The sequence below is a fragment of the Bradyrhizobium sp. Gha genome (assembly GCF_900113735.1).
Lineage (GTDB): Bacteria > Pseudomonadota > Alphaproteobacteria > Rhizobiales > Xanthobacteraceae > Bradyrhizobium.
Genome location: NZ_FOQM01000058.1, coordinates 1 through 13,706, shown reverse-complemented (window position 1 = coordinate 13,706; position 13,706 = coordinate 1). Strand labels below are relative to the sequence as shown.

The following is a 13,706-nucleotide window of genomic DNA, read 5'->3' as shown; positions in this document are numbered from 1 at the left end:
TGGTTCTTGTCGACTTTATGGCGAGGCGCCGATTCGCTTAGCTCTCCAATTGGCTTTACCAAATTGGGAACAGAACACAGGGCCCCAATGACCATCCGTTGCTGCCCCCAGGGTCACCACACCGGTGAGCTCATCGCCGATCTTGCGCCCAACAAACGTGTAGGCGATATTGGCGGCCTCATAGGGATGCGAGCTAGTAAAGCGAATTTCACCGCCTGCGGCCACGCCCTTTAGAGCAGCCTCCGACATGGTCGCGCGATGAATGCCGGAAATTTCCGTGCCGCTCTGCCCCAAGACTACCTCATGGTCGGTGCGGCGATGAAGGAACGAGAGATGAAGCCTCCAACGGCCTGTCAAGAGAGGCGTCTCGCCATCGATTGGCTCTTCTGCGCGCCCGCGCCGCGCGCATGCGCGCCGCAATTCTTCTCTCATTCGGCGAGCGACAATCTGCGCCTCGCCTGGTTGGAAGTTGTAGGGGTCGATCACGACGGATGCTGAAGTGGCCCTGATCTCATCGAGCATCACGGAAGGAGAACCGGCGAGGAGCCATTCTCTCAGCTCCAGACCATGAACCGAAAACCGAACCGTGTCCCACTGTACCCTTAATCGAGGCACTCTTGCCAGGTCCACGGGCTCAGCAACTTCGGTTAGGATTCCGCTTTCCTCTTCCAATTCTGCTGCAACCACCGCAAGGTCCGCGCGCCAGCGCCGTTCGTCGGCAGCGTGGTCATGTGATCCGAACCAATGCTCGACTGCCGCGAGCGCACCAACGACTTCTTCTTTGCCGATCTTCATTGGTCGGCCGAATGATTGGTGCGGCGCGCCGTTAAGCCAAGCAGCTTCGACGAGTTCACGGCGCCCAAGCAGCAGGCCTGTCGAGGGCGGCCCGCGCAAGAATTTGCCACCGCTGTAGACAACCAGATCGGCGCCTCTTGCAAGCCAAGGATCAGGGTTCTGTGGGTACACCGATGCGGCGTCCACGAGTACAGGGACCTTTGCGCCCTGCGCGACCGGCACAAGGGCCTTAAGCGGCAAATGCGAGCGTGCCTCGCGCATGGCATTGATGCATATGAGGGCCACGTCGTGCCGCGCTAAGGCCATTTCAACTTCGGTGACGGAGCCAACCGATCGAATGGTTAGTCCGGCGAGCCGAAGCGCTTGCTCGTAGGCGAACCGCTGATCGCCTGGAACCAGTGCGGCGGGACCGCAATGCATCGGCAGCCGAACCATTCTCTCCGGGTCGTTTCCTGCGATACAGCCTGCCGCTGCGAGCGCTAGCGCCGCTGCGCTGCCGGCAGTGACGATGCCCCATTCTGCGCCTGTGAGTGCACCCAGCCGCTTTCCAACCTGCAGCATGAGCTCGTCCAGATTGACGAAGCTATGTGCCGCAGCTGCCATGGCTTGTTCGACCTCGGGCAGCATCCGGCAGTTCCCGTTGATCGCCCGGACACCGGTGCAGTTGATGAACTGGCGGACGCCCAAGTGCTCGAAAGGAGCCTCGAAAAATGAGCCTTGGCTCTTAGAGGGCGAGGCGACCGTCGAGGCAACCCTGGACGCATAAGGCACTTCACGCATGATCGGCCTCGCACGTCGCCTCCCCCGAGCGCTTCTCAAGAAAAATCACCTGCGCGGCAGCGTAATCGATGGGATCATCGATCTCCATCCAGCGGCTTTCCGTGCATAGAACAGCGGGCAGGACCACCTCACCCCCTGCAATCACGCGCGCCAAAGCGCATTCGTAAAACTCGTAGGTGCTCCCGGCCCGAATGGTTCGCTCAATCTCGGGGAGGAATTTCCGTTCCATGAACTCACGGCTAAAGCGGTGTATGTTGATCGTCTTCCAGAGCTGCTTTTGGCTGATTTCGCCACCTCCTGCCGGTACAATCACAAGCTCTTGGATCCGCAATTGGTCGTCTACGGAGACAGCGGCTCCTGTCATGTGCGGCTTCATCCGGTCCACGGCCACTGCGCTGACAATGTCGGGCGCCAGGATCCGGTCGAGGATGGCCCGGTCGAAGAATACATCACCTTCAACAATGACCACGTCGTTGCATAAACGATCTCGAGCTGCCCATAGTGAGACGATATTGTTGGCGTGGTCATAATCCTTAACGGACACGTACTCGATCTCCACGCCAGCGAGCTCCGTCCCCAGCTCTGCCACGACGAGACTGCCCAGATGCCCGATTACAATGGTCGCTTTTGCAATTCCACAAGCGCCAAGCATCTGCACGCAATTTCGCAGGATCGGCGTGCCGTTAACCGGAAGCAAGGGCTTTGGTCGTTGCGCGGTAATAGGAAGCAGTCGTTCGCCCTTGCCGGCAGCAAGAATAATCGCCCGTTCGTTGCGGATTCCGGTCATGATCGCGACGACAACCTGATCTTCTTCGTGATCCGAGACGACGTGTTATCGCTTGCATCTCCGCAATGCTTCTGCGCGGACGTCTCTGGCAATCTCCACGTGCCAACGATCTCGCATGCGCCAAGGCAAGTCAATCTTGTTACAAAAATGCTACAAGATGCTTACATGTTCGCGTCCGTTGAATAGCTAAACTCAGTTACGACGCTTCAATGTGACACGAGCGGAACGAAAGATCATGAGCGTACCGGAGCTCTCCGCCTCCGACGATCCGCAATCAAAGAAGTTTGCGCATAACCCGCCGCGACCAGCAGGAGACTTGGACATTAAGATTGCAGCGCTTTGGATGCTGGCATCTGGAGCGCTGTTGTCAGCATGCGGCGTCATTATCCGAATTGTGGCGACAAACATCCACCCGTTCGAGCTCACCTTCTTCCGCAACCTATTTGGTCTGATTGTTGTCTTTCCCTGGCTCTCTCGAGCTGGAGTTGCGTCGCTGCGGACCAGCCGCACGAGCCTTTACGCATTTCGGGCCTGCTCCAGCCTTGTCTCAATGCTCACATTCTTCTACGGCGTGACAATCTTACCGCTGCTTACGGTGTCGGCTATCGATTTCACAACGCCAATCTTCGTGGCCATCGGCGCGGCGCTCTTCCTGCGAGAGCGCCTTTCGGTGCATCGGGTGCTGGCAATCGCGGCGTGTTTAGTCGGAGTAGCGTTAATCGCGCGTGTGGACAGCGGGCTTTTTGACTACCGTGTGCTGATCTTGCTGGTCTCCGCGATCTCAGGGGGCGCAACAATCGTCAGCATCAGGTCCCTCTCCCGTACTGAAAAACCGGAGGTCATTGTCACCTATTTTGTAGCGCTACTCGTTCCGTTATCCTTTGTTCCTGCTGTGTTTGTCTGGCGCTGGCCACCGCTGCAGTTCATTCCCCACATTGTGCTCATTGGCGTTTTAGGCACCTTGGGGCAGTTGTGTTCGACGCGAGCTTACAGCCGAGCGGAGGCCACAGCGCTGGCATCATTCGAGTATGTCAGATTGCTCTACGCCGCGGGGCTGGGGTATGCATTATTTGGTGAGATCCCGAGTTGGGCCGCATTACTAGGCGCAGCAGCAATCGTTTTGGGAATTTCGTCCCTGCTATATGGCGAAATGCTACGCCCGAGGCGCGGTAGGCTGCATATTGGGTCGAGCTGCCCTAGCCGAACGCAATCATCTATGCATAGCTGCGGTAGAATCGGTTTCTCGAAGTCATCGGCTCTGGTGATCAAGGCTCTGACGATCTGTCGGCTCAAAGAGAAATCCGCCTCGAAGCGCTCCATCCACGCCCCGGCCGCGGGCCTTAATAGGGGCAGAAAGGCCGAATAGATGTTCCGGGCCTTCGCTCCGGCGATGCACGCTAACACGCAACGATTGTCAGCATGCCATGTATCGACGTTCTCGCAAAGCGAATGCCGCGCTCCAGGCGAGAAAACGATGCTGCACTGAATGATCCAAGCAGTTCAATGTGCCTGACATGGGACGAACTCTGCACAGGCCAGACGGAAAGCTGCGCCATGTTCTGGCGGTTTAAGGCTGGTACGGGAAGAACATAAGAGTTTCTCACGTATTACTGCCCGTTGTCCGCCGCACAATGATTTCGTGCGGGCCCGACTTCTAGCAGCGCAAATGCCCGCTCGGTCGTCAGAAGTACTGTTGTGTCAACTCGTACTCGCGTCGCCCACGAGCCGGAGCTTACTTAACATGACCGAAGCCCTGGCAATCAGCCGTGGCAGTCCCGAAATGATCTGCCGTCCTACCGTCGTTCGCGCCGGAAATCCCACCTCAATCTGCTTTTTGCGCGACATCAAAGCGCGTGGATCAGCTCCTGACTAGATGAAGGAACCCCAACTAAGTTCAATATTGGTGCTTGCTCCATGTCGATCGCGCAAAGATTAGAGTACCGGCATTCGCAATCGTTGGTCATGTCGCCGCAGTTGATGCAGGCGATCAAGCTGCTGCAATTGTCCAATCTTGATCTCACGACCTTCGTGGAGGAGGAGCTCGAGCGCAATCCGCTGCTCGAGCGCGCCAATGACAATGCAGCTGGTGCCGAATCCCCGACGGAGAGCGATCACGCCGACGCCGAACGGCTGTCCGAGGCGGCGGCGCGCAACGCCCAGGACGTCGCGCCGACGACCTATACCGAATGGGGCGGCGGTGCCTCGGGTGACGAAGACTACAATCTTGAAGCCTTCGTCGCGGTCGAGACAAAGTTGACGGACCATCTCGCCGAGCAGCTATCGGTCGCCTTCACCGTACCCGCGGAGCGCATGATCGGGCAGTACCTGATCGATCTCGTCGACGAAGCCGGCTATCTGCCTCCCGATCTCGGCCAGGCTGCCGAACGGCTTGGGGTAACGCAACAGGATGTCGAGGGCGTCCTTGCCGTGCTGCAAAAATTCGATCCGCCCGGCGTCTGCGCGCGCAATTTGAGCGAATGCCTGGCGATCCAGCTCCGCGAGCTCGACCGCTACGATCCCGCGATGCAGGCGCTGATCGAGCACCTCGATCTCCTCGCCAAGCGCGACATCGCTGCCTTGCGCAAGCTCTGCGGCGTCGACGACGAGGATATCGCCGACATGATCGGCGAGATCAGGCGTCTCAATCCCAAGCCCGGCATGAAGTTCGGCTCGGCGCGGCTTCAGACCATGGTGCCCGACGTCTATGTCCGTCCGGGTCCTGATGGCGGCTGGCATGTCGAGCTCAACAGCGACACCTTGCCGCGCGTCTTGGTGAACCAGACCTACTATTCCGAGCTGTCGAAGAAGATCGGCAAGGACGGCGACAAGTCGTATTTCACCGACGCGCTGCAGAACGCGACGTGGCTGGTGCGCGCGCTCGACCAGCGCGCCCGCACCATCCTGAAAGTCGCGACCGAGATCGTGCGCCAGCAGGACGGCTTCTTCACCCATGGTGTCGCGCATCTGCGGCCGCTGAATCTGAAAGCCGTCGCCGACGCCATCCAGATGCATGAATCCACGGTCTCGCGTGTCACGGCCAACAAATACATGGCGACCAATCGCGGCACATTCGAGTTGAAATATTTCTTCACGGCCTCGATCGCGTCGGCCGACGGCGGCGAGGCGCACTCGGCCGAGGCCGTGCGTCACCACATCAAGCAGCTGATTGATTCGGAAGAGCCGTCCGCGATCCTGTCCGATGATACCATCGTGGAACGATTGCGCGCCTCGGGCATTGATATTGCCCGCCGCACGGTCGCGAAGTACCGCGAAGCCATGCGAATCCCTTGTTCGCTACAACGCCGCCGGGATAAAGAGTGGATAACAACCAATAAGTCCAGCATCGGCCGGAGCTCACCGCCTGCGAAGGACTCCTAAGACGTTCATTGGGAATTCCGAAAGCGGGTTTGCCGAAAAAGCGATCTTGGAGCTTGTTGGGCATGATTGCTCGCCTCGGTGGATTGGCGGCGAGCGGGGGCTGGAATGATGCGATAAAGGCTATCAGGACGTTCCCACCAGGCTCGATATGATCATCGGCATGCCCTACGAGGACAGCGAATGCAGGCTGCTGTCGGCGCTTTTCGAGGAAGTTTACAGGGTGATCTCGGCCGGCGGCCGCTACGCGCGCCTTTGGATTCGATCTGAGTGACTTTGCTCGAGGCAACATCGCCGATCACGATGGGGCGTGGCTTCTTCGCCACAGCGACTTTGCGTAGAAAGACCATCACAGAAAAGTAGAAAGCAGGGCAACCTTCTCGTGCGTTTTCAGGTTCCGATCCCGCAACCAGTACCGTAAAGCTGCCGACAGTGGTTCAAATAATTGCGTTAAGATCATCGTAGCCCACGAACGGCAAGACTTGAGGTGGCAATTGGCCACTCGTTTTCTTTTCGCAGCCTATCTTCGTTGTTCAACAGAATAGTGGTCGAGCGAGCGATAATCATTCCCATCTAGGAGGGCGGCTTTGATCAAGTCCAACCTACGTGCGATCATGTGAGGCCGGCGAGGCGACGCAAAAGCCTTTTGATCAACGTTAGCGGATGCTCCCGAAACTCCGGCTGGGATATCCGTGTCTCAGGCGTTGCTTTGCCAAGCGATACGTCCGCAGCATCCCCAGCAGGCAATCCAACCAGGGAAAGCGCGCCGGCCTTCGAGCCAAAGCACGGTGCGGAGCGATGCGGACGCGTTCTTCTAATCAGATCTTCGTGGCGAAGAAATGCTGCAGAGGGCCATTGTTGTCTACCAGGGCGCGCTAAGAGCTTTTTCGTCGGGCGAAAAGCTGAGCGCTACCGCGTTAACGGCGCTTCACCGGTAGCGCAATGCATATCTGGGTGGCTCACACCGTCTCTATGTTGTGTCCGCTGAGATAGGAAGTGGTGAAGTCAACTTGGCCTAACCACTACCTCACATCTATCTTCATGTGTCCGAGAAAGACTGCGCTCTGATCGAACACTTCCTGCAAAACGCTCGAATCAGCCCACCCTTAGATCCTCAGCTGACATCTTGCCGGTACGCCCCGCTTTGAGCTCATAACTTACGCGAGCTCCCTCTTCCAGGGTGGTGTAACCGGCCTTTTCGACGGCACTCAAGTGCACGAAGACATCGGCACTACCATCCTCGGGCCTTATGAATCCATAACCCTTGGTCGGATTGAACCACTTCACAATACCCATTGCCACTTCGGCACCTCCATAGTGAACTGTTGTGATCTACCGAAGACTCTTTCGGCCATCAAGAGCAACGGCACAAACCTGCGGCGTCAATCCTGTTGCGTTTGTCGGATCCGCCCAGCTGTCGCCGCCATCATCGAAAGACAAGAATACCACCCACCCGACGACATTTCGCTTCCTGCCGTGTCAATGGATGATGCTTTTGCTGTTGCGCTTAAGTTGTTGCGGCTATTGGTTCACGGGACAGTCGCATGCCTAGAACACGTCGCCCACAGTATCGAAAAACACGATCACCGCATTGTCGGCTCGCGAGCAGCGCTCGCAAGATTGGGAGTACTTCGTGAGAGCCGCCCGAACTTGGTTGCAAGTGCAAGCCCTGACGTTCCAGCATCGTCTACCAGACGCGCGCGTTGGAAATGGGTCTGCCGACCGTCATTGCCGCGCCGTCTGGCCCAAGCCGTCCAAGCCACCTTTGGCTGGCCATAACTTCGGGACGTCTGCCGCTGTGATCCGCGGGCTTCAACCGGTGACTCGTATACTGCCAGTAAGTTCGCAACACAGGACAGACATCGGGGCTCAGCTCACCGTCTCGCTTTTCAAGAGCGTGTTACGTCGGCCACACCACGGGGCTCGCTCGTCAGCATTGGACCTCACCATTACGATGGGCGAGGGCATGGCAGCACTCTCTCATCGATGTACAGTTGCCAGCGCGGAATGCTACGCATTTCGCCAGAGCGATGCACGGTGTTATTAGCCGCGGCCTAAATGAAGCCCAGACGTCGCGCTTTGACGACGGCCTGGGTCCGGCTGCTCGTTTCGAGCTTTCGCATCGCATTCTTTATGTGAAAGTTGACGGTGTTCTCGCTCACTTTCAGGATGACCCCGATCGCCCAGGATGACTTCCCCTCCTCGACCCATCGCAAACACTGTACTTCCCGTTCCGACAGCACAACCACTTTCTCAGCGACCTCCGCCATGACTTTCTCCTGGACTTGAGAGACCAAGAGCGGCATCAGCAAAGGCCGTACCATTCACTTGCCCAGGCAAGCTATCGCCGAATCAGAGCAAGTTCGTCGGAGCTTAGCGGCTTCACTCTCGCGAAGCTGCCATATTAAGCCGGCCATATCGAGGAGCTCTCGCCATATGTCTGAAACGCAACAATCGCATTGCGACAATCGTAAGAGTCGACATATACGTCAAACTCGTGTGAATCGGACCACCTTAAGCGTTCCTCCCGCCAGAGAGCGAGATCAACGCTCATGAACTGGGACGACTTCGCGATTAGCGTCAATTGTCGGCAATCATGCAAGACCTTTACGTCCAGATAAACTATCAAAGCTGGTCATTGCTCGATGTCAATCTCAAAGGGTATGAGCAACGACTTTGCGTTTCGAAGGCCGACTTTCAGGGATTTTGCACGCAGTATCAACCCAAGTCGTTCGGCCAACCGCAGGTCATGAATACGCGCGACCCTCACCTGTCGAAAGGCTTCGCGCCGAGGTCTGTTCGAACAGTGAGCTCTCGTTTCCGATGGAGGCGCATGATGGCCTTTCGGCTGGGATCGCCGAGCGCGCAGGCTTCAAGGGACTCTGGGCGTCTCGTTTGTCGATTGCCAGCTCGCTGGGCTTTCGCGATGCCAACGAAGCTTCATGGAGCCAGCTCGTCGAGAGCGTCGAACGCATCGTGAATTCGACAGAGCTACCGGTGCTCGTTGGCCCGGATGGCGGCTTCGGCAATTTCAATAATGCACGCCTTCTCGCACGCAAACTTCGTCAGGCTGTCTGACACGTTCCGGCAACGGCACGGAGCATTCAGGATGCTTGAGGAGTGATACTTGGGATGAAAAGAGCGAATGAAATACCTCTGAACGCTCCCAAGCATGCTCTCATTCTCGCAGCTGGAGTGGGCTCTCGACTGCGACCGCTAACGGATCTAAACCCGAAACCGTTAGTCCAAATCCATGGCACTGCCATCCTACACAACGCGCTACATAACCTTGGGCGTGTCGGCGTGGATAAGGTGACGATTGTTGTCGGGTGTCGCAAAGAGGCCATCCAAGAAGCTTGCGGCAGCCGGTTTGGCGGTATTGCGATCAAATATGCACAGCTCGGGTGATTTACTACCTACTAGCCTCAGTAGGTTCAATATTCGCATTTGTCGATTAAGGTAAGTGGACGCATTTGGGTACGTAACACGACGTAGCGAAACGCGGCCGTCGCATGTCAACAGCTCCCGCAACCGGAAGGTTGTTGGTCGTTAACTAGATAGTCGCGGGGAGACTACCACCATGGCTGGCGAGCCACGCAATCTGCAGAGGTTTCACACGCCAGAAGCAAACCGCGGCTCATCAACATGCTCGTGCAGGGCGGCCTCCTTGGCTATGGCCAATCTGAACCGTGCCATTGGACAGATTGCTTGCTGGGAAGCGAACCTCATAAATAAAACGCAGAGTCGCGACAGAAGTGTCGTCCCTTTGAGAGCGGGGCGGCCGCGCGTTCTCCGATGAGGGAGTCGCATCGGAATGTTTGTGCGGCGTTCTCTAGAACTCTGAAGGTGATTGCCGAGGAGGTAGTGCGAATGCAAGGTTGCTCTGGCGCGTGTTCCGAGGCTCTAAAACAAGCGGGAGACCGCCCCCCGGCACGGTCAGTGTCGAGAGCCAATGTTCTTCTCGCCGATTGGCACAAATGTACGGGAAGATGCCGAATGAAGTCGACGAAACAATGAGTGTTAGCGAGAAAAGCCTCTGCTACCGAAATCACGGGCCTGGAGCACATCGTCATGTCTCTGCGCCTCGGAGGCTGGCTGTAAGACGTCCATCGCCCACCGAACGCGTTCACTGCTATCTTTTTTCGAACGCGCTAAGCATGTGCAGGTAGAGCCCAATGAATACCAACGTTATTGCTGCCCATGAATCTAACGTTCGTCGCTATAGCCGGTCCTTTCCTGCAGTCTTTACGAAGGCCCGCGGGGCCACAATCTGGGACGAAACCGGTAAGCCCTATATCGATTTCTTTGTGGGGTCTGGAGCGCTCAACTACGGACACAACAACCCAAAAATCATCGCACCAGCAATTGAATACCTGCTCGGCGAGAATATTCTTTTGTCGCTGGACATGTACACATCCGCGAAGCGTGAATTCATTGAACTGTTTGTTGGCTTGATCCTGAGGCCCAGGGGTCTTTCCTACAAGATACAGTTTCCTGGGCCGACCGGCACAAGTGCAAACGAAGCGGCGCTTGCGCTGGCACGAAAGTATACCGGCCGCTCCAGCGTCATGGCCTTCACAAATGCGTTCCACGGTATGTCGCTCGGATCCCTGGCTGTGTCTGGTTCGGCGTCGACCAGAAAGCTGGGGGGCGTTGCTCGCCATGATGTGATCCGAGTCCCCTACGACGGCTATCCTAACCGATCTTTCGATTCCGCAAGTTACATCGATTACGTACTCGGCGACCCAGGAAGCGGCATAGAAAAGCCCGCGGCGATCATTCTAGAGACCATTCAGGCCGAGGGGGGCATGAACACCGCATCTGCAGCTTGGCTGGCAGAAATTCAGCGCATTTGCCGTGAACACGGCATCGTTTTGATCGTGGATGACATTCAGGCAGGTGCAGGACGAACGGGCGATTTCTTTTCTTTCGAGTTCGCGGAGATCGAGCCCGATATCGTATGTCTTTCGAAGTCCTTAAGCGGTTCAGGCAGTCCGCTCTCCATTGTTTTGATTCGCCCCGACATCGACATATGGAATCCTGGAGAACATAGCGGGACCTTCAGAGGCAACAATCTTGCCTTCGTGACCGCGGGGGCCATGTGCAAAATGTGGTCGGATAGGCAGTTCGCTACAAGCGTCAAACGGACAACCATCGCACTGCAAGGACACCTTGATCGCCTCGTCGAGAAGTTCCCTAGAGCCATCGAACAAAAGCGCGGTCGCGGCCTGATGGCCGGTCTCAAGTGTCGTTCACAGGCGACTGTCGGGCAGGTGCATGATGTCGCGTTTGAAAACGGCCTGTTGATCGAATCCTCGGGGCCAAATCGCGACGTCATCAAAGTCCTTCCGCCGATAACGATCACAGACGATGAACTCAATCGCGCCATCGCCATTCTCGATCACGCACTACAGGAGCATACCCATGATGACTTCCCAAATGACTCAAGTGCCAGCCATCTCGCCACTCGTAATTAGAGAACGAACCGGCACGATCAGCATCACGGAGGTTATCTCGCTGCTGAAGGGTGAGATCACTGCTCTGCACATCAAGCGAGCCTTCGATCTCGAACTAGCCAAGGAGATCACGGAGAACTTTGCTCACAACCCCGGTCTCAAGGAACGGAAAGATGGCGTTCCGGGACAATATGTCGGCGCATCTCACTACAGAAAAACGGCGGCCGCGTATTTCGCAGAAGCGGAGAGCGAGCGACCGTTCGTCGAGGCTCTTTTTGGAAAATTGGTTGATCCAGTCCGCGGATTGTTCGACGCGCTGAGGCGAGAGCTTCACCACCAGGGCATTGAATTGAGGCTGGTCGGATCAAAGCGCGGCCAAGCGAACATTTGTCGCGCCATCTGTTGGTCTGGCACCGGAACGTATGCCTTAGAGCCTCATGACGACGTCGCTCAAGTGCTGTGTGCCGGGAAGGAATACGACCTTGGTGCTGTGGGGAAAAATACCGTCGTCGCGCTCAACTTCTATCCTAGCATGCCCGAGGAAGGTGGAAATCTGAGGCTCTGGAGCCATAAGCCGACAGGGACGGACCGAAGATCGCAGGGGGTCGAGACCACGGGCTATCCTTATTCGACAGCTTATCTCGAGTCCGTGCCTTCTCACGATATCGTGCTGCAGGCCGGGGATATCGCTCTCATCGACGGCGGGTTCGTTCACGGGGTTACTCGACAGTCAGGCGACGGAAGGCAGCGCCTTCTATTGAACTGTTTCTTCGGGTTTGCTCGGCCGGATCTCGTTCTCTGGTGGACCTAGCTTGAAAACGACAGCGGTGACTATCGCGCGGATGTCATCACTTCATGGCGCGGCCTGTGCGGGTGTGCAGACGCAGATAGTTGGGGGAGGGCTGCCCACACGTGCTGATCTAAATTGGTGCTGAAAATCAGGATCTGCCATCCCGTGCGTCGTTCGTGGCACGGGAAGCCCTTATGTAGATCACCGCTCCTCCGGTCAAAGCCTGTGGGGTGAGCAAGGTCCAGGTGAGATGGCACCAATCGGATTGGGTTCGGTTCGAGCGCGACATTTTCGATGGGTCGATTGGGTCCAAATCGATAAAGCAGGTGCACAGAGCCAACTGAAACGTCAGCCTAGCGGTGAATTATTCGCCCGCTTACCAGGGTGCTACAGGAATTCGTGCCCCTCTAATGATGAACTCACTCAGGCAAGCGGCAAAGTTTAGCTCCACGGAGACACACACGATGGCCAACAAGATTTTTGACCGAAGCTTAGCCATGTACGTCCAAACTGTGCCAGGCAAAGGTCGCGGTGTCTTTGCAAATACTCGGTTCAAGATTGGCGACGTAATCGAGCGCGCCCCAACATGGGGGTTTGATGATGCAACAGCGAAGCTGTTGGATTGTACAGGAGTTTTCGAGTACTACTTCGTGCGTCATGATCGGGGCCTGAAAGGGGATTCTCTGACAGGCTACGTCGTTTTCGGTCTGGTATCGTTAGTAAACCACTCATCCTCGAACCCCAATGCACGATTGGTATGGACCGATGAGGAGTCCGGCGCGTGGGTGAGCATTGTGGCCACAAAGAACATTGAAGTGGATGAGGAAATAACTCACCGCTACACAAATGTTTCAGCCTATCCTCCAACTATCAATTTCATCGACTAAGGGCCCGCTTACGAGAGGCGTGAGATCGGGATGGGTGACGCCTCGCGATCCAGTCGGTCGAGTGTCCCTTCACCAGGCCAGTATAGGGGGCTGGTGAACTCGGTGCCGTTGTCCGAAACGATCGAGCGTTTGCCATGCCGGGTGATGATCGAGGCTCCCGCGCCACCCGCTCCCGGAGGCCGAAGTGTCGTCGATCGCGCCTAGGCAGTCTTGTGACCTCGTCGACAGTTGCGGAAGCGTCGCCCGCCCGCGAACTGATCGGACGCGAAGTCGAGCGACGACGGTGCATTAACCCCTGTCGGAGCATTTGCCGCGGGAGCGCATTGTCCTACCGGTGCCTGCCACCTGCCCATGCTGCGGCGACAGCCGATTGCGCAAGATTGGCGAGGACGTGACCCTGGAACTCTTCCGCGCCAGTGGAAGTTGATCCAGCACGTGCGCGAGAAGCTCGTCTGCGGGGCCTTCGAAGCGATCATCCAGCCGCCGGCTCCCTCGCATCCGATTGCGCGCGGGCGTACAGGGCCCAAGCTGCTAGAGCGTTTCACATTTTGACGGAAGCATAACCTGCGTTGGCGAAGTAGTTGGCGCATTCGCGAGGCTGGATGCCCTGGATGAGGTGACCGATGTGGCGCCAAGTGTCCTCGATGGTGCGCTTCTGAGCTTGCCGCATCCAGTGTTTGATCTTGGAGAATGCCTGTTCGATCGGGTTGAGGTCGGGCGAGTATGGCGGCAGGTACCAGAGCCTGGCGCCAGCAGCTTGGATCATTTGCCTGACAGCTTTCGACTTGTGGCTTCCGAGATTGTCGAGAATGACGATGTCGCCTTCGCGCAGGGTT

9 protein-coding genes and 4 pseudogenes are annotated in these 13,706 nt (G+C 57.0%); 8 read left to right on the top strand and 5 right to left on the bottom strand.

What is annotated here, in order from left to right; all coding sequences use genetic code 11:
* Window positions 1-15 precede the first annotated feature (15 nt).
* Both BM222_RS37395 and BM222_RS37390 read right to left on the bottom strand, forming a co-directional pair.
* Window positions 16-1,575: an aminotransferase class V-fold PLP-dependent enzyme gene (locus BM222_RS37395; protein WP_092239653.1), complete on the bottom strand. Its 1,560-nt coding sequence runs from the start codon at window positions 1,573-1,575 to the stop codon at window positions 16-18.
* Window positions 1,568-2,362: a phosphocholine cytidylyltransferase family protein gene (locus BM222_RS37390; protein WP_092239652.1), complete on the bottom strand. Its 795-nt coding sequence runs from the start codon at window positions 2,360-2,362 to the stop codon at window positions 1,568-1,570. Before BM222_RS37390 ends, BM222_RS37395 begins: the two co-directional genes overlap by 8 nt.
* Before the next feature lie 235 nt (window positions 2,363-2,597).
* On the opposite strand from BM222_RS37390, the gene BM222_RS37385 reads away from it, so the two are divergent.
* Window positions 2,598-3,728 carry a DMT family transporter gene (locus BM222_RS37385; protein ID WP_092239651.1) on the top strand — a complete coding sequence of 377 codons (1,131 nt, stop codon included), beginning with the start codon at window positions 2,598-2,600 and terminating at the stop codon, window positions 3,726-3,728.
* Between the two features lie 548 nt (window positions 3,729-4,276).
* Window positions 4,277-5,740 (top strand): RNA polymerase factor sigma-54, encoded by a 1,464-nt coding sequence (gene rpoN / locus BM222_RS37380; protein WP_092239650.1) that lies wholly within the window; start codon window positions 4,277-4,279, stop codon window positions 5,738-5,740.
* 1,092 nt (window positions 5,741-6,832) lie between these two features.
* Here rpoN and BM222_RS37375 read toward each other — a convergent pair.
* Window positions 6,833-7,039: a cold-shock protein gene (locus tag BM222_RS37375; RefSeq protein WP_092239649.1), complete on the bottom strand. Its 207-nt coding sequence runs from the start codon at window positions 7,037-7,039 to the stop codon at window positions 6,833-6,835.
* A gap of 752 nt (window positions 7,040-7,791) precedes the next feature.
* Window positions 7,792-7,983 (bottom strand): annotated as a pseudogene (locus tag BM222_RS37370) (helix-turn-helix domain-containing protein); the annotation flags it as partial.
* Window positions 7,984-8,533: 550 nt separating this feature from the next.
* Here BM222_RS37370 and BM222_RS37360 point away from each other — a divergent pair.
* The 6 genes and pseudogenes from BM222_RS37360 to BM222_RS42620 all read left to right on the top strand — a co-directional run.
* Window positions 8,534-8,806: pseudogene (locus BM222_RS37360) on the top strand (isocitrate lyase/phosphoenolpyruvate mutase family protein); the annotation flags it as partial.
* 63 nt (window positions 8,807-8,869) lie between these two features.
* Window positions 8,870-9,136, top strand: a pseudogene (locus tag BM222_RS37355) (sugar phosphate nucleotidyltransferase); the annotation flags it as partial.
* A gap of 776 nt (window positions 9,137-9,912) precedes the next feature.
* Complete coding sequence (ectB, locus tag BM222_RS37350; RefSeq protein WP_092239647.1) at window positions 9,913-11,214, top strand: diaminobutyrate--2-oxoglutarate transaminase; 1,302 nt, start codon at window positions 9,913-9,915, stop codon at window positions 11,212-11,214.
* Complete coding sequence (locus BM222_RS37345; protein ID WP_092239646.1) at window positions 11,162-12,004, top strand: 2OG-Fe(II)-dependent halogenase WelO5 family protein; 843 nt, start codon at window positions 11,162-11,164, stop codon at window positions 12,002-12,004. Before ectB ends, BM222_RS37345 begins: the two co-directional genes overlap by 53 nt.
* A gap of 443 nt (window positions 12,005-12,447) precedes the next feature.
* Complete coding sequence (locus BM222_RS37340; protein WP_177243701.1) at window positions 12,448-12,870, top strand: SET domain-containing protein-lysine N-methyltransferase; 423 nt, start codon at window positions 12,448-12,450, stop codon at window positions 12,868-12,870.
* Between the two features lie 292 nt (window positions 12,871-13,162).
* Window positions 13,163-13,419 (top strand): annotated as a pseudogene (locus BM222_RS42620) (IS66 family transposase zinc-finger binding domain-containing protein); the annotation flags it as partial.
* On the opposite strand, the gene BM222_RS37330 reads toward BM222_RS42620, so the two are convergent.
* Window positions 13,412-13,706 (bottom strand): transposase (locus BM222_RS37330; protein WP_177243700.1); only part of this gene is annotated, 295 nt, incomplete at its 5' end. The pseudogene BM222_RS42620 and the gene BM222_RS37330 sit on opposite strands and share 8 nt — an antisense overlap.